The organism is Streptomyces sp. NPDC054866, assembly GCF_053610745.1.
Map to the genome: position 1 here is coordinate 398,224 of NZ_JBSGZA010000005.1, position 25,100 is coordinate 423,323.

General features: G+C 68.1%; 22 protein-coding genes. 9 read left to right on the top strand and 13 right to left on the bottom strand.

The window, feature by feature from the left end:
• Positions 1 to 167: 167 nt before the first annotated feature.
• The 8 genes from ACWGI2_RS26770 to dnaA all read right to left on the bottom strand — a co-directional run bounded on the left by ACWGI2_RS26770 (position 168) and on the right by dnaA (position 12,531).
• Positions 168 to 911: a DUF3566 domain-containing protein gene (locus ACWGI2_RS26770; protein ID WP_453698075.1), complete on the bottom strand. Its 744-nt coding sequence runs from the start codon at positions 909 to 911 to the stop codon at positions 168 to 170.
• A gap of 18 nt (positions 912 to 929) precedes the next feature.
• Entirely contained in the window at positions 930 to 3,530 is a 2,601-nt protein-coding gene (gene gyrA, locus ACWGI2_RS26775; protein ID WP_453396746.1) for a DNA gyrase subunit A, read from the bottom strand.
• Between the two features lie 42 nt (positions 3,531 to 3,572).
• Entirely contained in the window at positions 3,573 to 5,642 is a 2,070-nt protein-coding gene (gyrB, locus tag ACWGI2_RS26780; protein WP_453396745.1) for a DNA topoisomerase (ATP-hydrolyzing) subunit B, read from the bottom strand.
• A 265-nt stretch (positions 5,643 to 5,907) separates the two neighbouring features.
• Positions 5,908 to 6,471, bottom strand: coding sequence for a DUF721 domain-containing protein (locus ACWGI2_RS26785; RefSeq protein ID WP_453698076.1), 564 nt, complete (start codon positions 6,469 to 6,471; stop codon positions 5,908 to 5,910).
• A 22-nt stretch (positions 6,472 to 6,493) separates the two neighbouring features.
• Entirely contained in the window at positions 6,494 to 7,615 is a 1,122-nt protein-coding gene (recF, locus tag ACWGI2_RS26790) for a DNA replication/repair protein RecF (RefSeq protein ID WP_453698078.1), read from the bottom strand.
• Positions 7,616 to 7,696: 81 nt separating this feature from the next.
• Positions 7,697 to 8,581, bottom strand: coding sequence for a phosphogluconate dehydrogenase (NAD(+)-dependent, decarboxylating) (gene gnd, locus ACWGI2_RS26795; protein WP_453396742.1), 885 nt, complete (start codon positions 8,579 to 8,581; stop codon positions 7,697 to 7,699).
• A gap of 89 nt (positions 8,582 to 8,670) precedes the next feature.
• On the bottom strand, positions 8,671 to 9,801 hold the full coding sequence (gene dnaN / locus ACWGI2_RS26800; RefSeq protein WP_344518427.1) for a DNA polymerase III subunit beta: 1,131 nt from the start codon (positions 9,799 to 9,801) through the stop codon (positions 8,671 to 8,673).
• A gap of 816 nt (positions 9,802 to 10,617) precedes the next feature.
• Complete coding sequence (gene dnaA, locus ACWGI2_RS26805; protein WP_453698079.1) at positions 10,618 to 12,531, bottom strand: chromosomal replication initiator protein DnaA; 1,914 nt, start codon at positions 12,529 to 12,531, stop codon at positions 10,618 to 10,620.
• A gap of 367 nt (positions 12,532 to 12,898) precedes the next feature.
• Here dnaA and rpmH point away from each other — a divergent pair, with 367 nt between their 5' ends.
• From rpmH to ACWGI2_RS26850, 9 genes are all read left to right on the top strand, one after another.
• A complete protein-coding gene (gene rpmH, locus ACWGI2_RS26810; protein ID WP_006381191.1) occupies positions 12,899 to 13,036 on the top strand; it encodes a 50S ribosomal protein L34 in 138 nt (45 codons plus the stop codon).
• A 20-nt stretch (positions 13,037 to 13,056) separates the two neighbouring features.
• A complete protein-coding gene (gene rnpA, locus ACWGI2_RS26815) occupies positions 13,057 to 13,428 on the top strand; it encodes a ribonuclease P protein component (protein ID WP_453698080.1) in 372 nt (123 codons plus the stop codon).
• Entirely contained in the window at positions 13,425 to 13,784 is a 360-nt protein-coding gene (gene yidD / locus ACWGI2_RS26820; protein ID WP_453396739.1) for a membrane protein insertion efficiency factor YidD, read from the top strand. The genes rnpA and yidD overlap by 4 nt, the downstream gene beginning before the upstream one ends.
• A 3-nt stretch (positions 13,785 to 13,787) precedes the next feature.
• Complete coding sequence (gene yidC, locus ACWGI2_RS26825) at positions 13,788 to 15,083, top strand: membrane protein insertase YidC (RefSeq protein WP_453396738.1); 1,296 nt, start codon at positions 13,788 to 13,790, stop codon at positions 15,081 to 15,083.
• Between the two features lie 14 nt (positions 15,084 to 15,097).
• A complete protein-coding gene (locus tag ACWGI2_RS26830) occupies positions 15,098 to 15,619 on the top strand; it encodes a Jag family protein (protein ID WP_453396737.1) in 522 nt (173 codons plus the stop codon).
• 100 nt (positions 15,620 to 15,719) lie between these two features.
• On the top strand, positions 15,720 to 16,436 hold the full coding sequence (gene rsmG, locus ACWGI2_RS26835) for a 16S rRNA (guanine(527)-N(7))-methyltransferase RsmG (protein ID WP_453396736.1): 717 nt from the start codon (positions 15,720 to 15,722) through the stop codon (positions 16,434 to 16,436).
• A gap of 353 nt (positions 16,437 to 16,789) precedes the next feature.
• A complete protein-coding gene (locus ACWGI2_RS26840; RefSeq protein ID WP_453396735.1) occupies positions 16,790 to 17,866 on the top strand; it encodes a ParA family protein in 1,077 nt (358 codons plus the stop codon).
• Positions 17,863 to 18,975: a ParB/RepB/Spo0J family partition protein gene (locus ACWGI2_RS26845; RefSeq protein WP_453698081.1), complete on the top strand. Its 1,113-nt coding sequence runs from the start codon at positions 17,863 to 17,865 to the stop codon at positions 18,973 to 18,975. Before ACWGI2_RS26840 ends, ACWGI2_RS26845 begins: the two co-directional genes overlap by 4 nt.
• A gap of 307 nt (positions 18,976 to 19,282) precedes the next feature.
• Positions 19,283 to 19,900 carry a GNAT family N-acetyltransferase gene (locus ACWGI2_RS26850; protein WP_160506106.1) on the top strand — a complete coding sequence of 206 codons (618 nt, stop codon included), beginning with the start codon at positions 19,283 to 19,285 and terminating at the stop codon, positions 19,898 to 19,900.
• A 120-nt stretch (positions 19,901 to 20,020) separates the two neighbouring features.
• Here the strand turns inward: ACWGI2_RS26850 and trxA are convergent, their stop codons facing one another.
• The 5 genes from trxA to ACWGI2_RS26875 all read right to left on the bottom strand — a co-directional run bounded on the left by trxA (position 20,021) and on the right by ACWGI2_RS26875 (position 24,999).
• Positions 20,021 to 20,353, bottom strand: coding sequence for a thioredoxin (gene trxA, locus ACWGI2_RS26855; protein ID WP_135332065.1), 333 nt, complete (start codon positions 20,351 to 20,353; stop codon positions 20,021 to 20,023).
• Between the two features lie 43 nt (positions 20,354 to 20,396).
• Positions 20,397 to 21,356, bottom strand: a complete 960-nt coding sequence (gene trxB / locus ACWGI2_RS26860; protein ID WP_453396733.1) for a thioredoxin-disulfide reductase — start codon at positions 21,354 to 21,356, stop codon at positions 20,397 to 20,399.
• Between the two features lie 182 nt (positions 21,357 to 21,538).
• Positions 21,539 to 22,525, bottom strand: coding sequence for a hypothetical protein (locus ACWGI2_RS26865; protein ID WP_453698083.1), 987 nt, complete (start codon positions 22,523 to 22,525; stop codon positions 21,539 to 21,541).
• Positions 22,522 to 23,256, bottom strand: coding sequence for an RNA polymerase sigma factor SigM (sigM, locus tag ACWGI2_RS26870; RefSeq protein ID WP_453698085.1), 735 nt, complete (start codon positions 23,254 to 23,256; stop codon positions 22,522 to 22,524). Before sigM ends, ACWGI2_RS26865 begins: the two co-directional genes overlap by 4 nt.
• Positions 23,257 to 23,289: 33 nt before the next feature.
• The gene (locus ACWGI2_RS26875; protein ID WP_453698086.1) at positions 23,290 to 24,999 is read right to left on the bottom strand and encodes a protein kinase family protein; all 1,710 of its coding nucleotides are present in this window, start codon (positions 24,997 to 24,999) and stop codon (positions 23,290 to 23,292) included.
• Positions 25,000 to 25,100 lie beyond the last annotated feature (101 nt).

Below are 25,100 nucleotides of genomic sequence, written 5' to 3' on the forward strand. Positions count from 1 at the left end.
AGACCGCGACAGGCCGTGACGCGCAACAGGGCCCCGCCCTGAGTGGGCGGGGCCCTGGCCGCGAGAACCCCCCGGCGCGGAACGCCGGAGGGGTGGTGGAGCGCGGAAGAAAGAACTACGGGAGGGGGAAGAACTGCGGGAGGCGAAGAACTACAGGAGGCGCAGAACTACTCGTCCTCGGCCAGCGTCAGCTCGACGCCGCCCACGAAGCCCGCGGAGAGGTTGTAGATGAAGGCGCCGAGCGTCGCCAGTGCCGTGGCGAGGACCACGTCGATGACCGCGATGATCGTCGTGAACATCAGGACGCGCGGCAGCGACAGGAAGGACTGCAGGTCGAAGCCGTTGGACTCGTTCGAGCCCGTCGCCTCCGAGATCGTGCCGCCCACCGTGGAGAAGACGCCCATGGCGTCCATGACCATCCACAGCACGGCGGCCGCGACGATCGTGCAGATGCCGAGCGCGATGGAGAGCAGGAAGCTGACCTTCATCACCGACCACGGATCGGCCTTGGCCACCCGCAGTCGCGCCTTGCGCGTACGAGGCGTCGTGCGCGCCCCCGTCCGCGGCCTGCGCACGGAGCCCGTCTGGGATCCCTGCTGGTAGGCCTGCGGCGGGTGGTACGGCTGGGACGCCTGCTGCTGGGGCTGGCGCTCACCGGGCAGAGCCCCGGTGGCGCTCGGGGCCCCCTGGGCCCCCTGCCCCGCTTGGGACCCCTGGGCCCCTTGCGTCCCTTGCGCCCCGTCGGCGTACTGCGCTGACTGAGCCGGCTGCGGCCCTCGGGTGTCGGTCACGGTTCCCCCCTGGGATCCACGAGACTCATGCGAGTCGGGAGAATCAGTGGCGGAGCCACGGACACCGTCTGTACCGGCTGAGCCGGTTCCACTCGCTCCGGCGCCCGTGGCTCCACTCACGATGACTCTCTCCTCGCGCTACTCGGCCGTGGACTCCGTGCCCTCGTCCGTACCGGCGGCCGGTTCGCCGTCGGCCGATTCGACGACGATGTCACCGTCGACTTCCTCAGCCTCGCGCCCGGCCTCGGCGTTACGAGCGATACCGACCACGGCATCGCGCTTGCCCAGGTTGATCAGTTGGACGCCCATGGTGTCACGGCCCGTCTCCCTGACCTCGTTGACTCGCGTACGAATCACACCGCCGCCCAGCGTGATGGCGAGGATCTCGTCCGTCTCCTCCGTCACCAGCGCGCCCACGAGTTCGCCGCGGTCCTCCACGATCTTGGCGGCCTTGATCCCGAGGCCACCACGACCCTGGACGCGGTACTCGTCGACGTTGGTCCGCTTCGCGTACCCACCGTCGGTTGCGGTGAACACGAACGTACCTGGCCTGACGACATTCATCGAGAGCAGTTCGTCGCCGCCACGGAAACTCATTCCCTTGACGCCCGAGGTCGCACGGCCCATGGGACGCAGCGCGTCGTCCGTAGCGGTGAACCTGATCGACTGCGCCTTCTTACTGATGAGCAGCAGATCGTCCTCGGCCGACACGAGTTCGGCGCCGATCAGCTCGTCGTCCGAACCGTCGTCCGTCTCGCGGAGGTTGATGGCGATGACGCCACCGGCGCGAGGCGAGTCGTAGTCCTTGAGCGGGGTCTTCTTCACGAGGCCGCCCTTGGTGGCGAGCACCAGGTAGGGCACCGCTTCGTAGTCACGGATCGCCAGGATCTCGGCGATCTTCTCGTCCGGCTGGAAGGCGAGCAGGTTCGCCACGTGCTGGCCACGGGCGTCGCGACCGGCATCCGGGAGTTCGTACGCCTTCGCCCGGTAGACGCGGCCCTTGTTCGTGAAGAACAGCAGCCAGTGGTGGGTCGTCGACACGAAGAAGTGGTCGACGATGTCGTCTTCCTTCAGCTTCGTACCGCGCACGCCCTTGCCGCCGCGCTTCTGTGAGCGGTAATCAACCGTCTTCGTGCGCTTGACGTAACCGCCGCGCGTGATCGTGACGACGATGTCCTCCTCGGCGATCAGGTCCTCCATGGACATGTCGCCGTCGAAGGGCACGAGCGCCGAGCGGCGGTCCTCGCCGAACTTGTCGACGATCGCCGCGAGCTCCTCGCTGATGATCTGGCGCTGCCGCTCGGGCGAGGCCAGGATCGCGTTGTACTCGTTGATCTTCGCCTGCAGTTCGTCGTGCTCGGCGACGATCTTCTGGCGCTCCAGCGCGGCGAGCCGGCGCAGCTGCATCTCGAGGATGGCGTTGGCCTGGATCTCGTCGATCGAGAGCAGGCCCATCAGGCCCTCACGCGCGACGTCGACCGTCTGGCTGGCCCGGATGAGCGCGATGACCTCGTCGATCGCGTCCAGGGCCTTCAGCAGGCCGCGCAGGATGTGGGCCCGCTCCTCGGCCTTGCGCAGCCGGAACTTCGTACGCCGGACGATGACCTCGACCTGGTGCGTCACCCAGTGGCGGATGAACGCGTCCAGGGAGAGGGTGCGCGGCACGCCGTCGACCAGGGCCAGCATGTTGGCGCTGAAGTTCGACTGGAGGTCGGTGTGCTTGTAGAGGTTGTTCAGTACGACCTTGGCGACCGCGTCCCGCTTCAGGACGACGACGAGGCGCTGGCCCGTGCGCGAGGACGTCTCGTCGCGGACGTCGGCGATGCCGCCGACCTTGCCGTCCTTGACCAGGTCGGCGATCTTCTGCGCGAGGTTGTCGGGGTTGGTCTGGTAGGGGAGCTCGGTGACCACCAGGCACTGGCGGTTCTGGATCTCCTCGACCGCGACGACGGCGCGCATCGTGATGGAGCCACGGCCCGTGCGGTACGCCTCCTCGATGCCCTTGCGGCCCACTACTAGTGCGCCGGTCGGGAAATCGGGGCCCTTGATGCGCTCGATGAGAGCGTCGAGCAGCTCCTCGTGCGAGGCCTCGGGGTGTTCGAGCGCCCACTGCGCGCCCGCCGCGACCTCGCGGAGGTTGTGCGGCGGGATGTTGGTGGCCATGCCGACCGCGATGCCCGCCGAGCCGTTGATCAGCAGGTTCGGGAAGCGCGCCGGCAGGACCGTCGGCTCCTGGTTGCGGCCGTCGTAGTTGTCCGTGAAGTCGACGGTCTCCTCGTCGATGTCACGGACCATCTCCATGGCCAGCGGCGCCATCTTGCACTCGGTGTACCGCATGGCGGCGGCCGGGTCGTTGCCCGGGGAGCCGAAGTTGCCGTTGGAGTCCACCAGGGGCATCCGCATCGACCACGGCTGGGCCAGGCGGACCAGGGCGTCGTAGATGGAGGAGTCGCCGTGCGGGTGGTAGGTGCCCATGACGTCGCCGACGACGCGGGCGCACTTGTAGAAGCCCTTCTCGGGGCGGTACCCGCCGTCGTACATCGCGTACAGGACGCGGCGGTGGACGGGCTTCAGACCGTCCCGTACGTCGGGCAGCGCGCGCGACACGATGACGGACATCGCGTAGTCGAGGTACGAGCGCTGCATCTCCGTCTCGAGCCCGACGGGCTCGACACGCATGCCCACGCCGGGGACGGCGGGCTCCTCTTCGGGCATCACAGGGGTGTTCTCGTCGGCCATTGCTGGTCAAAGTCCTTTCGAGGTGCGGCTTGTGCGGCCGACTCAGATGTCGAGGAAGCGGACGTCCTTGGCGTTGCGCTGGATGAACGAGCGCCGTGCCTCGACGTCCTCTCCCATCAGCACCGAGAAGAGGTCGTCGGCCTGCGCCGCGTCGTCCAGGGTCACCTGGCCGAGGACGCGGTGGTCCTGGTCCATCGTCGTGATGCGCAGCTCCTCGGCGTTCATCTCACCGAGACCCTTGAAGCGCTGGACCGAGTCGTCCCGGAAGCGCTTGCCGGCCTGGCGGCCGAGCTCGACCAGCGCGTCGCGCTCGCGGTCCGAGTACGCGTACTGGAAGTCGTCCCGGCTCCACTTGATCTTGTAGAGCGGCGGGCGCGACAGATAGACGTGGCCGGACTCGACGAGCGGCCGCATGAAGCGGAACAGGAACGTCAGGAGCAGGGTGTTGATGTGCTGACCGTCGACGTCGGCGTCCGCCATCAGGATGATCTTGTGATAGCGGAGCTTCTCGATGTCGAAGTCCTCGTGCACGCCCGTGCCGAAGGCCGAGATGAGGGCCTGGACTTCCTGGTTCTGCAGGATCTTGTCGATCCGCGCCTTCTCGACGTTCAGGATCTTGCCTCGGATGGGCAGGATCGCCTGGTACATCGGGTTACGACCGGACTTCGCCGAACCACCGGCGGAGTCACCCTCGACGATGAAGATCTCGCACTTCGTCGGGTCGTTCGACTGGCAGTCGCTGAGCTTTCCGGGCAGCGAGGCCGATTCGAGCAGGCCCTTGCGACGGGTCAGGTCACGCGCCTTGCGGGCAGCGACGCGGGCCGTGGCGGCCTGGATGCCCTTGCGGATGATGTCCGCGGCCTCATTCGGATTGCGGTCGAACCAGTCCGTGAGGTGCTCGTGCACGACCTTCTGCACGAAGGTCTTCGCCTCCGTGTTGCCCAGCTTGGTCTTGGTCTGGCCCTCGAACTGCGGCTCGCCCAGCTTCACCGAGATGATGGCCGTCAGGCCCTCGCGGATGTCCTCACCCGTGAGGTTGTCGTCCTTCTCGCGCAGCAGCTTCTTCTCGCGCGCGTACCGGTTGACCAGGCCCGTGAGCGCGGCCCTGAAGCCCTCCTCGTGCGTACCGCCCTCATGCGTGTGGATCGTGTTCGCGAAGGAGTAGACACCTTCGGTGTACTGCGAGTTCCACTGCATGGCGATCTCGGCCGAGAGCATGCGCTCCTTGTCCTCGGCCTCGACGTCGATGACGGTCGGGTGGATCATCTCTCCCTTGCGGGAGTTGAGGTACTTCACGAAGTCGACGATGCCGCCCTCGTAGTGGTACGTCACCGTGCGGGCCTCGGCGGCCTCGTCGTCGGTGGCCTCGGCCGAGTCCGCACCCGCCGTCGCCTTCGCCGACTCGCGCTCATCAGTGAGTTTGATAGTCAAACCCTTGTTGAGGAACGCCATCTCCTGGAAGCGCCGTGCCAGCGTCTCGAAGGAGTACTCGGTCGTCTCGAAGACGTCCGGGTCGGCCCAGAAGGTGACCGTGGTGCCCGAGTCCTCGACCGGCTCGTGCTTGGCGAGCGGGGCCGTCGGAACACCCAGCTTGTAGTCCTGGGTCCAGCGGTAGCCGTCGGTCCTGATGTCGACGGCGAGCTTCGTCGACAGGGCGTTCACGACGGAGACACCGACGCCGTGCAGACCACCGGAGACCGCGTATCCGCCGCCGCCGAATTTGCCGCCCGCGTGCAGCACGGTGAGCACGACCTCGACGGCCGGCTTCTTCTCGACGGGGTGGATGCCCACCGGGATGCCTCGGCCGTTGTCGGTGACGCGTACACCGCCGTCGGCGAGGATCGTGACGTCGATGGTGTCCGCGTGCCCGGCGAGGGCCTCGTCGACGGAGTTGTCGACGACCTCTTGCACGAGGTGGTGCAGGCCGCGCTCACCGGTCGACCCGATGTACATGCCAGGCCGCTTGCGGACCGCGTCCAGACCCTCGAGGACGGTGATCGCGCTGGCGTCGTACAAGGCTGTGACCTCGCCGTTCTCGCCAGCGACGGTAGACGGGATGTTCTCGTTGGGGTTGCCGGAATCGGCCACGAAGCGCCCTTTCTGGCACAGCACAAGCCAAGCACCCGGCGGTGGCCGGAGCAGCTGCGTCGTTCAGCGATAGTCAGCGTTGTTCTATGCGTCCCACGCGTGGGACGCGATTAGCTTCCAGTCTACCGGTAGCGCCGACAGTGATGGGGGTTTGCCGGTACCTGAGTCCGCATGTGCCGTCCTGAACCGGAGTCGCCCGACTCCCCATATGCGGCCCGGGCCCCTAAGAGGCTCACAGCGGCACTCAGCGCTTCGGGGTGTCAACCTTGAGCTACCACCCGGTACGGCCTCAGCCGTAGGTGTCTCCGGGGCCCGTGCTGCCCGGGGCGCGCAAGGGTCCGAAGCGGCGCGGGGGGCCGCCGGGACCGAGGACTTTGATGAGGCGCACGGTGCCGTGACCGAGGTCCTCGTTGAGGCGCGCGACCAGCTGGGGGGCCAGGAGACGCAGGTTCGTCGCCCAGGCCGTGGAGTCGCACTGGACGGTCAGGACGCGTTCGTTCTCGTCGTACCGCTGCGGGACACAGTGGTTGGCCAGGTCTTCGCCGACGATCTGCGGCCAACGGCCCATCACCCCGCCGACCGCGGCAGGCGTCTCCCAGCCGCGCTCGGTGATCAAGCGGTTGATGGCGGAGCCGAGCGGCTGCGGGTCACGCCCGTCGGCGCGCGCGCCGGAGCGAAGGCCGCCCCTGCGGGCCTGCTTCTTCTGCTGCGCGGCGTCGCCACGCGCGCGTGCCTGCTCTTTGGCGGCACGGAGGGCGACACGGGCGAGGTCGACGCCGGAGGGCTCGGGCGTCTTCGGCGTCTCCTTGGGGGTGCCCTGAGGCGTGTCCTTGGCGGGCTCTTCGGCGCTCATACGCGCTCCCGGCTCAGGCGTGTCATACGCGCTCCACCGCGCCGTCCGCCACCGCGAACCGCGCCCCGGCGAGGGCGCCCGGAACGTCGTCGTCCACCGCGGCCGTGACCAGGACCTGCTCGCCCGGCGCCACCAGCTCCGCGAGCCGCTCCCTGCGGCGCGCGTCGAGCTCCGCGAACACGTCGTCCAGGACGAGCACCGGTTCGTTCCCCTCGGCGCGCAGGAGGTCGTACGAGGCGAGGCGCAGCGCAAGGGCGTACGACCAGGACTCGCCATGGCTCGCGTACCCCTTCGCGGGGAGCTGGCCGAGCTTCAGGAGCAGGTCGTCGCGGTGCGGGCCGACCAGGGTCACGCCCCGCTCGATCTCCTGCTTGCGCGCCTCTTCGAGAGCGGCGATCAGCTGCTCGAACAGGGCCTCACGCGTGTGGCCGTCGCCGGGGGCCGACGGCTTGTAGTCCAGGGTGACCGGGCCGCCGCCGGGTGCCAGCTGCTCGTACGCCTTGTCGGCGAGCGGCTGCAGCGCGGCGATCAGGTCGAGCCGCTGGGTGAGCAGTTCGGCGCCCACGCGCGCGAGGTGCTGGTCCCAGACGTCGAGTGTGGACAGGTCCATGGAGCGTCCGCCGTGCCGCCGCGCGAGGGCCGCCGACTTCAGGAGGGTGTTGCGCTGCTTCAGCACGCGGTCGTAGTCGGACCGCACGCCCGCCATGCGCGGGGAACGCGCCGTGATCAGCTCGTCGAGGAAGCGCCGGCGCTCACCCGGATCGCCCTTGATCAGCGCCAGATCCTCGGGAGCGAACAGCACCGTGCGCACGATTCCGAGTACGTCACGGGGCCTGACCTGCGAGGACCTGTTGATACGGGCACGATTGGCCTTGCCCGGGTTGAGTTCGAGCTCGACCAGCTGCTGGCGCTCGCCCTGCTGGACCGCCGCCCTCACGACGGCACGCTCGGCGCCCATGCGCACCAGCGGGGCGTCCGAGGAGACCCGGTGGCTGCCGAGCGTGGCGAGATAGCCGACCGCCTCCACGAGGTTCGTCTTGCCCTGGCCGTTCGGGCCCACGAACGCGGTGACGCCCGGATCGAGAGGGACCTCGACCCGGGCGTACGAGCGGAAGTCGGCCAGCGACAGATGCGTGACGTGCATGGTGTGCGCCGACCTCCCCCGGCTTGCCTCACTTGCTGAGAGGCCTGTGGGAAACGGCTGGCGTTCCCCACAGGCTGTGGATCAGTGCTCGCTCTTGGACTCCACGGCGTGGCCACCGAACTGGTTGCGCAGCGCCGCGATCATCTTCATCTGCGGGGAGTCGTCCTGCCGCGAGGCGAACCGGGCGAAGAGCGAGGCCGTGATCGCGGGCAGCGGCACGGCGTTGTCGATGGCGGCTTCCACCGTCCAGCGGCCCTCGCCGGAGTCCTGCGCGAAGCCGCGCAGCTTCGCCAGGTGCTCGTCGTCGTCCAGGGCGTTGACCGCGAGGTCGAGCAGCCAGGAACGGATGACCGTGCCCTCCTGCCAGGAGCGGAAGACCTCGCGCACGTCCGTGACGGAGTCGACCTTCTCCAGGAGCTCCCAGCCCTCGGCGTAGGCCTGCATCATGGCGTACTCGATGCCGTTGTGGACCATCTTCGAGAAGTGGCCCGCGCCGACCTTGCCGGCGTGCACGGAACCGAAGTCACCCTCGGGCTTGAGGGCGTCGAAGATCGGCTGGACCTTCGCGATGTTCTCGGCGTCGCCGCCGTACATCAGTGCGTAGCCGTTCTGGAGGCCCCAGACGCCGCCGGAGACGCCGCAGTCGACGAACCCGATGCCCTTGGCCGCGAGCTCCTCGGCGTGCTTCTCGTCGTCCGTCCAGCGGGAGTTGCCGCCGTCCACGACGACGTCGCCGGGCTGGAGCAGCTCGGCGAGCTCGTCGACGGTGGACTGGGTCGCGGCTCCGGCCGGAACCATCACCCATACGACACGCGGACCCTTGAGCTTGCCCACAAGCTCTTCGAGGCTGTGGACATCCGCGACGTCCTGGTTGCGGTCGTATCCGATGACGGTGTGGCCTGCGCGGCGGATGCGCTCGCGCATGTTGCCGCCCATCTTGCCGAGGCCGACGAGACCGAGCTCCATCAGTGGTTCCTTAAGTAGCGATGTGGCGTGGAGGCACCTTCGTACCCGCGTCCGAGCCTACGCCCGGACGCACGCTCACACCTGTGGGCTCAGCCGCTCAGACGTACAGGCATGATCAGGTACTTGTAGGCCTCGTCGGCCTCCGCGTCCACGGCCGGCCTGCCGCTCAGGAGCGCGGGCTTCGTCGACGTCGTGAACGACAGCTGAGCGACCGGGGAGTCGATCGCGCTCAGGCCGTCGAGCAGGAACGTCGGGTTGAAGGCGATCGAGACGTCGTCGCCCTCGAGCTGGGCGTCGACCCTTTCCACAGCCTGTGCGTCGTCGCTCGAACCGGCTTCCAGGATCAGCACGCCCTGCTCGAAGCTGAGCCGCACCGGAGTGTTCCGCTCGGCCACCAGGGCCACGCGCTTCACGGCCTCGACGAACGGGGCGGTCTCGATGACCGCGATCGAGTTGAACTCCGTGGGGAAGAGCGTCTTGTACTTCGGCAGGTCGCCCTCGAGGAGACGCGTGGTCGTACGCCGTCCTGCGCCCTCGAAACCGATCAGACCCTCACCGGCACCGGAACCGGAGAGCGCCAGGGTGACCGTGTCGCCGCTCGTGAGCGCCTTGGCGGTGTCCAGGAGCGTCTTGGCGGGCACCAGGGCGACAGCGGACGCCTCGGGGTTCTCCGGCTTCCACAGGAACTCGCGGACCGCGAAGCGGTAGCGGTCGGTGGAGGCCAGCGTGACGGTGTCGCCCTCGATCTCGATGCGTACGCCGGTCAGGACGGGCAACGTGTCGTCGCGGCCCGCGGCGATGGCTACCTGGGCGGCCGCGGAGGCGAAGACCTCACCGGGCACCGTGCCGGTCGCGGTGGGCATCTGCGGCAGCGCGGGGTACTCCTCCACAGGAAGTGTGTGGAGTGTGAATCGCGAGGAGCCGCAGACCACCGTGGCCCGCACACCGTCTGTGGAGATCTCCACCGGACGGTTGGGAAGGGCGCGGCAGATGTCGGCGAGCAGCCGGCCGGAGACGAGGACCGTGCCCTCGTCGTCGATCTCGGCGTCTACGGAGACACGGGCCGAGACCTCGTAGTCAAAGCTGGAAAGGCTCAGTGCGCCTTCCTCGGCCTTCAGCAGCAGGCCCGCGAGGACAGGTGCCGGTGGCCGGGCCGGGAGACTGCGCGCCGCCCACGCCACCGCCTCCGCGAGTACGTCGCGTTCCACCCGGATCTTCACTTAGCCGCCCTCCTGCTGTTGCTGGCACTGGGGACCAGTCTGACGCACTGCACTGACAGTGGGTGCCCGTCGGGGTCAAGTCGTGACGAGCCGCGTCGGAGGTCCGGAGCGCGAGTTGTGCACAGGCCCCTCTTCCAAGCGAATTTCCCGGTGACTCTAAGTGGGAGTAGTAGTAGGGCCTGTGGAAACCGTGGATAACCCCGTTTTCGCAGGTCAGTGCCGGTTTTTTATCCACTGAGCCTGTGGGCGGAGCCGGTGGACAACCGGTGGTTTCTGTGGACGGGCGAAAGTTCTGCACACCCGATGCACAGGCAGGGGGTACTTCTCCCCAGCGCTGTCCCCAGCTTTACCCACCTTCCCCACAGGCCAACCGACCACCTTGGTGTGACGCCTTTCACTCGGCACGGTGACGGGGCGCGTTGCGTTGCCGAACAGTGGACAGCCGTGTGGAGAAGCTGGGGAAAGCTGGGGACAACCGGCCCGAGCCTGTGGGTTGCCGGTGGACAAGTTCATGCACACCCTGTGGACGAGGTTTTCCTCCACAGCCTGTGGAGGGCCGTCGTCCACCAATCCACAACCACCTGACCTGGCTTGATGATCCTTCAGCAGGATCCCCTGTGGACATCATCTGGACAACTTCCGGGTCCCCAGGGTGTGGAAGGAAAAAAGGACACACATCTGTGGAGAACACGCCTCTCAGCTGGGGAAATCGAACAGTGGAGAGGGACAGACGAGCTCCACGCGCGCGTGCACAACGGCAAAGGGCGCCCCGGAAGTTGCTCCGGGACGCCCTTCAGAGGTGTTTCTCGGCGTCTGTCAGCCGTTCTTGATGCGGTTGGTGAGCTCGGTGACCTGGTTGTAGATCGAGCGCCGCTCGGCCATCAGCGCGCGGATCTTGCGGTCCGCGTGCATGACCGTCGTGTGGTCGCGGCCGCCGAACTGCGCGCCGATCTTGGGCAGGGAGAGGTCCGTCAGCTCGCGGCAGAGGTACATCGCGATCTGGCGGGCCGTCACCAGTACGCGGCTGCGCGAGGATCCGCAGAGGTCGTCCACCGTGAGGCCGAAGTAGTCCGCGGTCGCGGCCATGATGGCCGTCGCCGTGATCTCCGGAGCCGCGTCCTCGCCGCCCGGGATCAGGTCCTTCAGGACGATCTCCGTCAGACCCAGGTCCACCGGCTGCCGGTTGAGCGAGGCGAAGGCCGTGACCCGGATCAGCGCGCCCTCGAGCTCACGGATGTTGCGTGAGATGCGGGACGCGATGAACTCCAGGACCTCCGGCGGGGCGTTGAGCTGCTCCTGCACCGCCTTCTTACGAAGGATGGCGATACGCGTCTCCAGCTCCGGCGGCTGGACGTCGGTGATCAGTCCCCACTCGAAGCGGTTGCGCAGCCGGTCCTCCAGGGTCACCAGCTGCTTGGGCGGCCGGTCGCTGGAGAGCACGATCTGCTTGTTCGCGTTGTGGAGCGTATTGAAGGTGTGGAAGAACTCCTCCTGCGTCGACTCCTTGCTCGCGAGGAACTGGATGTCGTCGACGAGCAGGATGTCCATCTCGCGGTACCGCTTGCGGAAGGTGTCGCCCTTGCCGTCGCGGATGGAGTTGATGAACTCGTTCGTGAACTCCTCCGAGCTCACGTAGCGCACGCGCGTGCCGGGGTAGAGGCTGCGGGCGTAGTGCCCGATGGCGTGCAGAAGATGCGTTTTGCCAAGCCCCGACTCTCCGTAGATGAAGAGGGGGTTGTACGCCTTGGCGGGTGCCTCGGCCACGGCGACGGCCGCCGCGTGCGCGAAGCGGTTCGAGGCGCCGATCACGAAGGTGTCGAAGAGGTACTTCGGGTTGAGGCGCGCGGTGGGCTCGCCCGGGGCCGACGCGGGGGCCGGCTGAGCTGCCAGCGGGCCGGGGGCGCCGCTGCCGTGGACGCCGTGGCCGTTGCCACCGCCGCCCCTGGGGTCGTGGCCTCCGGCGCCCGGGGACTGCTCGTGTCGCTCCCGCCGGTCGTGTCTGTCGTGTCTGTCGTGGCGGTCCTGCTGGTCCTGCCGGTCCTGGCGCTCCTGCCGGTCCTGGCGGTGCTGGTCGTACGGGGAGTGCCCCTGCGGAGGCTGCGACCGGTAGTCGTGCTGGGGCTGCTGGGGGCTCGCGTACGGGTCCCGCTCGGGGAAGCCGAGCCGCGGCTGCTGCCAGCCGTAGTCGTCCTGCTGCTGGGGCTGCTGCTGCGGCCAGGCGCCGGGCGCGGGGCGCTGGTAGTCGGGGTACGCGGGGCGGGCGGTCGGCAGCTGGTCGGAGCCCCGGCCCGGGGAGTGCTCGTCCGGGGCTCGGCGGCCGTAACCGTCGTACGACTCATGGCCCTGACCGGGGCCGGGGTGCTGCTCGGGCTCCTCATAGCGCTGCTGCTGTTGCTGGCCAGGCTGCTGCTGGAGCGGCGGCGCCGGCGGGGTGGGCCGGTCCATGGGGTCGCCGACCGAGTCGTCCACCGTGATGGCGATACGGATCGGGCGGCCGCACTCGCGGCTCAGCGACTCGCTGACGATGGGGGCCAGGCGCCCCTCGAGCACGCCCTTGGCGAACTCGTTCGGTACGGCCAGCAGAGCTGTATCGGCGACCAGTGCCAGCGGCTGGCAGCGTTTGATCCAGCGCTCGTCCTTCGCGTCTACACCGTGCCCCCGCCCCTCACCCAGCAGCTGCTCCAGAACTCGTGGCCACACTGCGGCAAGATCGGCAGGTACGTCAGCCACAAGGCACGCTCTCTCACGGGGTCCCACGAAGGTGTGGTTCTTGGGACGGAAATCGGGATGGGCAGGGAGAAGGGAATGAATCGGAGTTTGGCCACGGTAGTCAGGGCAACGGCTGCGGTTCAAGTTGTTGTCCACAGGCTGTGCACAGTGTCTCTCCCTGACGGTCGGTTTGACCGGATGGCGTAGCCCCGCGTACCGTGACCAGGTCGAGTTGTCGATGGCTGCTGCCGCCTGCCTCCGATGGGCAAAGATCACGATCTGTGATTGTGAAGCGGTGCACTCGGTGCGTATTCGCGAGCTTCTCGTGGGCGCACGGTGACAGCCAGGCGATGTCCCGCCACCACACAATCATTTCTGGAGCCCCCGAGTGAGCAAGCGCACCTTCCAGCCGAACAACCGCCGTCGCGCCAAGACCCACGGCTTCCGCCTGCGGATGCGCACCCGCGCCGGCCGCGCGATTCTCGCGAACCGTCGTGGCAAGGGTCGCGCCAGCCTTTCCGCCTAATCGCATCAGGTCATGACGTCGTGCTGCCTACCGAGCATCGGCTGAGGCGGCGCGAAGACTTCGCGGCCGCGGTACGCCGAGGACGACGGGCCGGACGCCCGCTTCTCGTCGTCCATCTTCGTAGCGGTGCAACGGACCCGCACGTGCCTGGGGAGAGCGTTCCCCCGACGCGTGCGGGTTTCGTCGTGAGCAAGGCCGTCGGCGGAGCCGTCGTACGCAACACGGTGAAGCGCAGGCTTCGCCATCTGATGCGCGACCGGGTGGGCCAGCTGCCCCCCGGTAGCCTGGTAGTCGTACGAGCGTTGCCCGGGTCGGGCGACGCCGCCCATGCACAGCTGGCCCAAGACCTGGATGCCGCTCTTCAGCGGCTGCTGGGAGGGGGCGCTCGATGAAGTACCCACTGCTGGCTCTGATCAAGCTGTATCAGTGGACGATCAGTCCGTTGCTTGGTCCGGTGTGCAAGTACTACCCGTCGTGCTCCCGCTACGGCTATCTGGCCATCGACCGGCACGGTGCGATCAAGGGAACGGCGCTGACGGCCTGGCGCATCCTGCGGTGCAATCCGTGGTCGCTCGGTGGTGTCGACCATGTCCCGCCGCGCAAGCGTCCGCGGTGGCACGAGATGCTGCGCGCCATGTGGCGCGAGCGCAAGGGCGGGCCCTCCGCCGCTGGCGTGCCCTCCGGGGAGGTCTCCCCGGATACCCCTAACCCGGCCGCCGAGACCCCGTCCCATGCTCAAGGAGCCTGATTAGTGGACACGATTGCCAGTCTGTTCAGCTTCATCACGACACCCGTTTCCTGGGTCATCGTCCAGTTCCACTCGCTGTACGGGGCCATTTTCGGTCCTGACACGGGCTGGGCCTGGGGCTTGTCCATCGTGTCCCTGGTGATCCTGATCCGTATCTGCCTGATCCCGCTCTTCGTGAAGCAGATCAAGGCGACCCGGGCGATGCAGACGCTGCAGCCCGAGATGAAGAAGATCCAGGAGCGCTACAAGAGCGACAAGCAGCGTCAGTCCGAAGAGATGATGAAGCTGTACAAGGAGTCGGGTACGAACCCGCTCTCCTCGTGCCTTCCCATCCTGGCGCAGTCGCCGTTCTTCTTCGCCCTGTACCACGTGCTCTCCGGCATCGCGTCGAACGACACCATCGGCGTCATCGACAAGCCGCTGCTCGAGAGCGCGCAGAAGGCGCACATCTTCGGCGCCCCGCTGGCCGCGAAGTTCATGGACAGCGAGGAAAAGGTCCAGGCGCTCCACGCCTCGCTGACCGATGTCCGCGTCGTCACCGCGATCATGATCATCCTGATGTCGGCGTCGCAGTTCTTCACGCAGCGCCAGCTGATGACGAAGAACGTGGACACGACGGTCAAGACGCCGTTCATGCAGCAGCAGAAGATGCTGATGTACGTCTTCCCGATCATGTTCGCCGTGTTCGGCATCAACTTCCCCGTCGGTGTCCTCGTCTACTGGCTGACCACCAACGTGTGGACCATGGGTCAGCAGATGTTCGTGATCCGCCGGAACCCGACTCCCGGCTCCAAGGCCCAGGCCGCGTTCCTGGAGCGTCTGCAGAAGCAGGTCACGCACCACAACAAGGTGCGGGGCCGCGGCAATGTGAACGTCATCAAGGCGATCGTCGCCAAGGGCCGTGACCGCAATGAGTTCGAGCGCAAGTTCATCAACGGTCTGAGCAAGGCGGGCCTGGTGGCCCAGGCCGACGGCTCCGTCGCGCAGAGCGACTCCACTGTCGCCACGGAGACCGAGGACGGCGCCACCGCCGCCGGCGGCGGTGCCCCGAAGCGGCAGCAGCCCAAGCGCCAGAGCAAGTCGCAGCGCCAGTCCGCCGCCGCACACAGCAAGGCGGAGAGCGACTCGGAGACGGCTTCGGATGCGAAGACGTCACTGGAGAAGACTCAGGACGAGCCTGAGGACGCCGCTCCCAAGGGCAAGCCCGCGGGCGGCAAGTCCGGGTCAGGTAACGCACGCCAAGCCAAGTCGGGGCAGCGCAAGGGCCAGCAGCGGCCCAAGCACCCGTCCAAGAAGTAGAAGGAGTCCATCCCGTGACGGAAGGCACCACCGCCCCCGCCGAGGTCGAGGTCGAGGCCGGCGACACTCTCACCCGTCTTGAGCAGGAGGGCGAGATCGCGGCGGACTACCTCGAGGGTCTGCTGGACATCGCCGATCTCGACGGCGACATCGACATGGACGTCGAGGCCGACCGCGCCGCTGTCTCGATCATCAGCGACTCGAACAGCCGCGATCTGCAGAAGCTCGTCGGCCGTGACGGTGAGGTCCTGGAGGCGCTCCAGGAGCTGACGCGTCTCGCGGTGCACCGCGAGACCGGTGACCGCAGCCGCCTCATGCTGGACGTCGCGGGATACCGCGCCAAGAAGCGCGAGGAGCTCTCCGAGCTGGGTGCCAAGGCCGCGGCCGAGGTGAAGAGCTCCGGTGAGCCGGTCAACCTCAAGCCGATGACGCCCTTCGAGCGCAAGGTCGTGCATGATGCGGTCAAGGCCGCCGGTCTGCGCAGCGAGTCCGAGGGCGAGGAGCCGCAGCGCTTCGTCGTCGTGCTTCCCGCCTGATCGCACGTCGTTTCCCCGGCCCCGTCTGTTCGCAGGCGGGGCCGGTCTTTGTCAGCCTGATAGTCAGCCACCCCCAGTGCGGTACGGAAGGACGGTCCCCGTGACGGAGGCAGCGGAGCTCCCCTCGGCGCCCGAAGAGGCCCGGGCGGTATTCGGTGAGCGCTTCTCGGACGCGGTCCGGTACGCGGAGTTGCTGGCCGACGCGGGAGTGCAGCGCGGCCTGATCGGCCCTCGCGAAGTGCCTCGGCTGTGGGAGCGGCATCTGCTGAACTGCGCGGTCCTCTCCGAGGTCGTGCCCGAGAACGTGATCGTGTGCGATGTCGGCTCGGGGGCGGGTCTGCCGGGCATTCCGCTGGCTCTCGTCCGGCCGGACCTGAAGATCACGCTGCTTGAACCGCTGCTGCGGCGGACCACCTTCCTCACCGAAGTGGTCGAGCTGCTCGGACTCGACCACGTGACCGTCGTGCGGGGGCGGGCCGAGGAGGTCCTTGGCAAGCTGCCTCCCGTCCACGTGGTGACCGCGCGGGCCGTGGCGCCACTGGACCGGCTCGCGGCCTGGGGGGTGCCGCTCCTGCGCCCCTACGGGGAGATGCTGTTGCTCAAGGGCGACACGGCCGAGGAAGAGGTCAAGGCCGCGGGGGCCGCGCTGAGCAAGCTCGGCGCGGTGACCACCTCGGTGCTGCATGTCGGTGAGGGCGTGGTGGACCCGCTGTCCACGGTCGTGCGGGTCGAGGTCGGGGAGAGCCCCGGCGGTGTTCGCTTCGCGGCCAAGCGCGCGAAGGCTGCCCGTACGGGGCGGACGCGGCGTCGCCGCTGAGCGACCGCGCCCTCTTCGGTGAGCGGTTCCAGCCCTCCTTGGGGAGAGCCCCCGACCCTCGTTGGGGAGCGTCCCCAACTCTCGTCGTTGATCCGTCCTGACGACGACCCGTACTCCACAAAAGCTGCCAAACGTACGCATACCGGGGTGTCGCGCAAGCGGCACCCCGGCTGCCGTGCATCGTGTTTCACGTGAAACGTCGCTCACTGCTGCATGGCATCATCAGTCGCGGCCGCGCTGCGGAACCTCGCGAGCGTCGGCCACTCGGTTCCCTCGATAAGGGAACGGAGTTGTCCACAGAGGTGGATTCGTCCACAGAAGACCGGGCCTCGCTGGTTCACGACCCTCAAAGCATGGGAGGCTCTGTTCATTGCGAGCCTGAAGTCGAGGAGAGTGAATCCTTGCGGTCCGACGCCAACATCGCGGGACCGATGACCGATCCGGTCCCCGGTCCCCGTACCGAGTCGGCGGGGGAGGATGTTTCACGTGAAACACCGCCCCCGATGGACGACACCCCTATCGGTCGTGCTGCCCAACTGGCGGTGGAAGCCCTGGGCCGTGCAGGCGAAGGCCTGCCACGACCCGAGCAGACCCGAGTCATGGTGGTTGCCAACCAGAAGGGTGGAGTGGGCAAGACGACGACAACCGTCAACCTCGCCGCTTCACTCGCTCTGCACGGCGCGCGCGTCCTGGTCGTCGACCTCGACCCGCAGGGCAACGCCTCCACGGCTCTGGGTATCGACCACCACGCCGAAGTACCGTCCATCTACGACGTGTTGGTCGAGAGTAAGCCGCTCTCCGAAGTCGTACAGCCGGTCCCCGATGTCGAGGGACTCTTCTGCGCCCCGGCCACCATCGATCTCGCCGGTGCGGAGATCGAGCTGGTGTCGCTGGTGGCTCGGGAGAGCCGACTGCAGCGGGCGATCCAGGCGTACGAGCAGCCGCTGGACTACATCCTCATCGACTGCCCGCCGTCGCTCGGTCTGCTGACGGTCAACGCCCTGGTTGCCGGCGCGGAGGTGCTGATCCCCATCCAGTGCGAGTACTACGCACTGGAGGGGCTCGGTCAGCTCCTGCGCAACGTCGACCTGGTGCGGGGGCACCTCAACCCCCATCTGCACGTCTCGACCATCCTGCTCACCATGTACGACGGCCGGACCCGGCTCGCCTCACAGGTGGCGGACGAGGTGCGCAGCCACTTCGGCGAAGAGGTCCTGCGGACGAGCATTCCCCGCTCCGTCCGTATCTCCGAGGCGCCGAGCTATGGGCAGACCGTGCTGACCTACGATCCGGGATCGAGCGGTGCCCTCTCGTACTTCGAGGCGGCACGGGAGATCGCGCTCCGCGGCGTCGGCATTCGCTACGACGTACAGCACGCCCAGATGGGCGCTCAGAATGATCAGCACAGTATGACGGAGGGGATGCAGTGAGCGAGCGACGGAGAGGGCTGGGTCGTGGCCTCGGCGCCCTGATCCCTGCGGCCCCGACGGAGAAGTCGGCCGCCCAGGCCATGGGCGGAGCTTCGGCCTCGCCCAGCGCTGTACCGGTACTCGCGGCCGAGCGGGGGGTGGCGGCCGCGAAGGTGGCGGCGCTCCCGCAGAGCCCCGTTTCACATGAAACGGAACAGCCGCTGAACGGAGCGGTGGAGGCCGAGGAGAGTCCGGTCGGCGCGCACTTCGCCGAGCTGCCTCTCGACTTCATCACGCCCAACCCGAGGCAGCCTCGTGAGGTCTTCGACGAGGACGCTCTCGCCGAGCTGGTGACCTCCATCAAGGAGGTCGGGCTTCTCCAGCCTGTCGTCGTACGGCAGGTAGGGCCTTCGCGCTACGAGCTCATCATGGGCGAGCGGCGCTGGCGGGCTTGCCGTGAGGCAGGACTCGAGCGCATCCCGTCGATCGTCCGCGCGACGGACGACGAGAAGCTCCTCCTGGACGCGCTCCTGGAGAACCTGCACCGTGCGCAGCTGAACCCGCTGGAAGAGGCTGCGGCCTACGACCAGCTGCTCAAGGACTTCAACTGCACGCACGACCAGCTGGCGGACCGGATCGGCCGCTCCCGCCCGCAGGTATCGAACACGCTCCGGCTGCTGAAGCTGTCGCCGGCGGTTCAGCGCAGGGTCGCTGCCGGGGTGCTCTCCGCGGGCCATGCCCGTGCTCTGCTGTCCGTGGAGGACTCGGAGGAGCAGGACCGTCTGGCGCATCGGATCGTGGCCGAGGGGCTCTCGGTGCGGGCCGTCGAGGAGATCGTGACCCTCATGGGGTCGCGGCCGCAGAGCACTCCGCGGGCCAAGGGGCCGCGGGCGGGTGCTCGGGTGTCGCCGTCGCTGACCAGCCTCGCCACTCGTCTCTCCGACCGGTTCGAAACCCGGGTGAGGGTGGACCTGGGGCAGAAGAAGGGCAAGATCGTCGTCGACTTCGCCTCGCTGGAGGACCTGGAGCGCATCCTCGCGACGCTTGCCCCGGGTGAAGGGCCGGTCCTGAAGAACGGGCTCGCCGAGGACTCCGCCGAGGACGACACGTCCGAAGGCGAAGAGGCCTGAGCCTCAGCAATCAGTCCGCCTAGAGCGGGCCGTGTCCGGTCTGTGCCGGAACACGGCCCGCTCTTTGCTTTCCTACGGTATCGGTGCAATCGCATCGTGGATACGATGCGATTGGGTATGGCACATCCAGCTGACGGCACCTCATTGGGGAGGGGAGGGCCATGCGATCGGTGAGCCGCACCGGACTGATGACTGCGGGCCTTGGGCTGGGAGCCGTCGGCGGATTCGTCGGCAGCCTGCTGAAGGAACGGAGCGCTCTGACTGCCGCCCGTGATGCGGCGGGCGAAGGAAGTGAGGAACAGCCTTCATGGGGCGTCGGCTCGTACCGCTCACGCTGGACAACCTTCCGGACCTTCCCCAGCGTTGCCGGACGTGTGTCTTCTGGGAGCTGGACCCGGTCAGCGGCCAGGCCGCGGTAAAGGCCGGTACGCCGGAGCTCGAGAAGGAGGCGTGGATCTCCGCCGTCCTACTGGAGTGGGGGTCCTGCGGTCGAGTCGTCTACGTCGATGATGTACCGGTGGGCTTCGTGCTGTACGCCCCGCCGGCGTACGTGCCTCGGGCCACCGCCTTCCCGACGAGCCCGGTGTCCCCCGATGCCGTGCAGCTGATGACCGCCTGGATCATGCCGGGCTATCAGGGCCAGGGGATCGGCAGGGTCATCGTCCAGACAGTCGCGAAGGACCTGCTGCGTCGGGGGTTCAAGGCGATCGAAGCCTTCGGGGATGCCCGATGGGAGAAGCCCGCCTGTGTGCTGCCCGCCGATCATCTGCTGGCGGTGGGCTTCAAGACGGTCCGTCCGCACCCCTCGTACCCACGGCTGAGGCTCGAACTGCGTACGACGCTCTCCTGGAAGGAGGACGTCGAGTTGGCGCTCGACCGGCTGCTGGGGGCGGTGCAGAAAGAACCTGTGCTTCGGCCGCTCTGACTCACGCCGGGCCGCGCACTGCCTCACCCTCGCCCTAGTCATGCGAATGGGCCAGCCCAGGAGGGCTGGCCCATTCGTGTTTCACGTGAAACAACGCGTCGCTTGTCGCGGCGCCGCTCGTTACTCGGCGATGAAGTCCGCGAGGTCGCGCTCCAGCGCGGCCTTCGGCTTGGCACCGACGATCGTCTTGGCCACCTCGCCGCCCTGGTACACGTTCAGGGTCGGGATGGACATGACGCCGTACTTGGCTGCGATGCCCGGGTTCTCGTCGATGTTGAGCTTGACGATCTCGATCTTGTCGCCGTGCTCGGCCGCGATCGCCTCGAGGGAAGGCGCGATCTGGCGGCACGGTCCGCACCAAGCGGCCCAGAAGTCCACCAGGACGGGCTTGTCGTTCTTCAGGACGTCTTCCTCGAAGGAGGCGTCGGTCACGTTCTTCAGAGTGCCGGCCACGGCGGGCTCCTTAACTCGGTGGTGCGGTAGGGAGGATGGGATGTCAGACGGTGGCTGCGGCCGTCTCGCTGTCCACGAGGGCAGCGAGGAACCGCTCGGAGTCCAGGGCAGCGGAGCAGCCGGTACCGGCCGCAGTGATCGCCTGGCGGTACGTGTGGTCGACGACGTCACCGGCGGCGAAGACGCCGGGCACGTTCGTCCGGGTCGAGGGCGCGTCGACCGTCAGGTAGCCCTCGTCGTCCAACGTGAGCTGACCCTTGAAGAGCTCTGTGCGCGGGTCGTGGCCGATGGCGATGAACAGGCCGGTCACGGGCAGCTCGGAGGTCTCGCCCGTCTTCAGGTTGCGCAGCGTCAGGCCGGAGAGCTTCTGCTCGCCCTTGATCTCGGCGACCTCGCTGTCCCAGACGAAGCTGATCTTCGGGTCGGCGAAGGCGCGCTCCTGCATCGCCTTGGAGGCACGCAGGCTGTCGCGGCGGTGCACGATCGTCACGGACTTGGCGAAGCGCGAGAGGAAGGTGGCCTCCTCCATCGCGGTGTCGCCGCCGCCGATCACGGCGATGTCCTGGTCCTTGAAGAAGAAGCCGTCACAGGTCGCGCACCAGGAAACGCCGCGGCCGGAGAGCGCGTCCTCGTTCGGCAGGCCGAGCTTGCGGTGCTGGGAGCCCGTCGTCACGATGACGGACTTCGCGCGGTGGACGGTGCCCGCCGTGTCCGTCACGGTCTTGATCTCGCCACTGAGGTCGACGGCGATCACGTCGTCCGGCACCAGCTCGGCGCCGAAGCGCTCGGCCTGGGCCCGCATGTTGTCCATGAGCTCGGGGCCCATGACGCCGTCCTGGAAGCCGGGGAAGTTCTCCACCTCGGTGGTGTTCATCAGCGCACCGCCCGCGGTGACGGCGCCCTCGAACACCAGGGGCTTCAGCGACGCTCGCGCGGTGTAGAGCGCCGCCGTGTAGCCGGCGGGCCCGGAGCCGATGATGATCACGTTACGGACGTCGGTCACGGCTTGATTCCTCGTCTCTGGAGACTGCTGCGTACTGCTGGCGGGTGCCTGTCTCAGGTCTCTCACCCCACCCAACGGATCCTACGGGGCATGCATTCCCGACGTGTCCGAGCGCACGGAAGCATGTCAGGGACGTCAGGATGCCACGCTGAGCCGAGTCTCCCGCCGCAGTGGTGAGAGGGTCAGGGCCGCGCGTAGGAGTTGGTCAGCAGTACCTTGCCCGCGGCCGTGGCCGACGACGCCTTGTCCACGCACGTCGCGTCGATGACATAGGCGGAGACCTTCGTGGCGTCGGAGTCGTGGGACGCCACGACGAGGTAGGCGTCCTTCCCCTGATAGGTGCCCTCTTCGGCGGCGAGCGGTGTCCTGTCGCCGATGCCGAGCTGGATGCACTTCGGGACGGTGACCGTGGCCTCGCGCAGCTTCTGGTCCTTCGGGGACTCCGGGCTGGACCGCACGCCGAAGGACGGCTCGTCGCTGCCGGAGGAGTCGGGTCCCTTGGTGGGCGCCTTGGAGAGCAGGTCCGTCACCTGGCCCTTGAGCGTGCCTTCGGAGAAGGCGCGCGCGGAGTCGGTGTGGCCCGAAGCTGTGTCGTCCCTCCCGGCCGAGTCGTTGCCCACGTTGTGAATCAACAAGGAACCGAGACCGATGGCGGCCGCTGTGAAGACGGCGCCGAGCACTACGTTGCGTCGACGGCCGCCCCTGAATCGGCTCCTGCGTCCGGGTCCCGTGGAGGCGCGGGGGTGTCCCGCGGGCCGGTCAGCGGGCTCGGGGCGTTCCACGGAGGCGGGGCGTTCCACGGAGGCGGGCGTTGTTTCACGTGAAACACGCGCGGCGGCTGTCGGCTGTGGCGCTGGATCCGGATCGACCGACTCGACGGAGCCGGGCGCGATCTCGACGGAGCCGGGTGCGATGGAGTCCAGCAGCGCTTCCGCCGCCAGTGCCGCGTCGATACGCCCGGCGACATCGGCCGGCATCCGTGGCGGTCCCGGCAGAGTGCCGAGCATGCCGCGGATCTCCTCCAGGGAGTCGTAGACGTCAGCACAGAGCGAGCAGTCATCAAGATGCCGCCGCACATCGGCGGTGCGGGACGGGGTGAGCAGACCCTCCGTGAGGTCGGAGATCTCAGCGACTTCTGGGTGCCCGGCCGAGTCGGTCGTGGTTGTCACGCTCGCCCACCTCCGCCCTTCACAGCAGCTGAATCGCTTGGTCCCGCATCCCGTGGTCCCGCTGCAGGTGGGACGGATGTCCCCTGCGTCCGGTTCCTTTCCGGGTCCGACTTCTTGCCTTCGTCGTCGTCGCCGCTGTCTCCGCGCTGCTTACGGGGTTCCGTACGCAGGTGGGTGAGCAGCGGCAGCAGTCTGGCTCTGCCGCGTGCGCAGCGGCTCTTCACGGTGCCGGTGGGTACCTCGAGCACGCGGGCCGCCTCGGCCACCGGATAGCCCTGCATGTCCACGAGGACGAGGGCGGCGCGCTGGTCGTACGGCAGGGTGCCGAGCGCCTCGACGAGCTCGCGATGCAGATCGCCGCGCTCTACAGGGGCCGCCGCTGACTCGTGCGGTTCGAGGAGCTGCTCGAGCCGTTCGGTGTCGTCGATGGGAGAGGTCTTGCGGGACGCCGCCTTGCGTGCCCGGTCGAGGCAGGCGTTCACGGTGATCCGGTGCAGCCACGTAGTGACGGCTGACTGTCCGCGGAAGGTGTGGGCGGCGCGGTAGGCGGAGACCAGAGCGTCCTGGACGGCGTCAGCGGCTTCCTCGCGGTCGCCCAGCGTGCGCAGGGCCACGGCCCACAGGCGGTCGCGATGGCGCCGGACGAGCTCGCCGAAGGCGTCCTTGTCCCCAGCCACGTGGCGGGCCAGGAGGTCCTGATCGCTCATCTCGCCGTGCGTGGTGTCGTCCACCGTTCGAACCCCCCTCCCCCGTGAGCCTCGGCCTCAGCCTGTGAACTTCACATCCGTGATGGCCTGCTTGTACCCAGGGCTGCTGTACTCATCACGCGGTGACTGCGGTACCTCGGTGAGCCAGACCAGTACGTACCGCGTCGAGACGGGCTTCTTCGCCTTGATCTTCGCGCTCTGACCCGTGGTCGTGACGGTGCCGATCTTCTTCATCGAGCTCGGAGGCGTCGACGAGGACATCGAGTCCGCGGCGTACAGCTCGATCGTCGTGTGGTCGCCGGGGTAGCGGAGACCGAGCGACGCGGTCGAGACGTCCTGCTCCTTGCCGAGGTCGTAGACGATACCGACGCCGGGCTTGTACGGAGCGAGCTTGGGGCCCTCTATGAAGCTCTTGGACCGCCAGTACGTGGAGTCGTCGCCGTCGTACGTGTTGGGGACGCCCTGCAGATCCTGGGGGCCGCCCTCGAGGACATACTCCGCGCCGTCCTCGATCTTGATCGGGTGCGTGGGCTTCGGCTTGTTCTTGTCGCCCTCGTCCGAGGTGTCCGCGTTTCCGGGGTCATCGGAGTTCTTCCGGTCCATCAGCGCGTCCGCGAGCTGCCAGCTGCCGAGCCCCAAGGCCGCGATGAGCAGTGCGGACACGGCCCACTTGAGGGCCTTGCCGGTGCGGCTCTGCAGCGGGGGCGGCGGGGTCGGAACCGGCTGGGTGACGCCCGGACGGGGCGCGGTACGGCCGTACGTGCCCTGCTGATAGGTCGTGCGCTGGTACTCGGGCGGTGCGGTGAACGCGGGCTCCGGCGGGCGGATACGGGGCATCTCACCGATCGCCTTGACCAGCTCCTCCGGCGTCGTGCACGGCGGCTCCTGGCGAGAGGCTGTCGCGCCCTCGTTCACGAGCGCGCGCATGGCGAGCTCGGAGAGGCCCCTGTGCACGCCTGCGCGCACCTGGTCGGGGGCGATCAGGCCGACGCCCTTGGGCAGCCCTGAGAGGCCGTACGCGTCGTCCTCGTAGGGCCAGCGCTGGGTCAGCGAGGCGTACAGGAGCGCGCCGACCGCTTCGGTGTCCGTGCGCTGCGGGGTGTCGGAGTTGATGCCGCGCAGCGCCGCGTTCACGGCGAGGCCGCGGATGCGGTACTGACCGGAGGACGTCCGCAGCACCGCGCTCGGGGTCAGCCGCAGGTGGGCGAGGCCCTCGCGGTGGGCGGCCGCCATGGCCTGGGCGACCTGGGTGACGAGCTGGTACGCGTCGTGCGCCTCGAGAGGGCCCGCGGCGAGCAGCGCGGTCAGTTCCGTGGCGTCGGGCAACCACTCGTGCACCACGTAGACGAGGTCGTTCTCCTCGACCGCGTCCAGGACGTGGACGAAGCGGGGGTCGCCGAGCAGCGCCGACGAGCGGGCCGCGGCCAGCACCGATCGTGCCCGCGGATGGTCGGCCGGCAGGAGATGCACACCGACGGCCCGGCGGAGCTTCTCGTCCACCGCACGCCAGCTGCTGAAACCGTCCAGACGGGTGACGCACTCTTCGAGTCGATAGCGTCTGGCGAGCTTGTGACCGCTGTGCAGCTCGGGGGGTGATGCCGCCCCCGGGCTCGTGGGCTCCTCGGTCTCCGCTGTGCCTTCTTCTGCCGTTTCCCGCTCCCGGGTCTGGGCCACCCCGTCGGCCGTGGCCTCGTCCGCCTTCGCGGTCAGCGGCTCATCGCCGCTGTTGTCTGCCACGTCGACGGCAGCCGTGCTCCGTTCCGCCACCGTCGTTCCTGCCTCCCCATCCGTTGCGCTTCGTCAGACGCCAAAGCCAATTGTGCCCACAGTCCGGCGCTATGCACGACACGCGGTGGCCGGTGATGGTT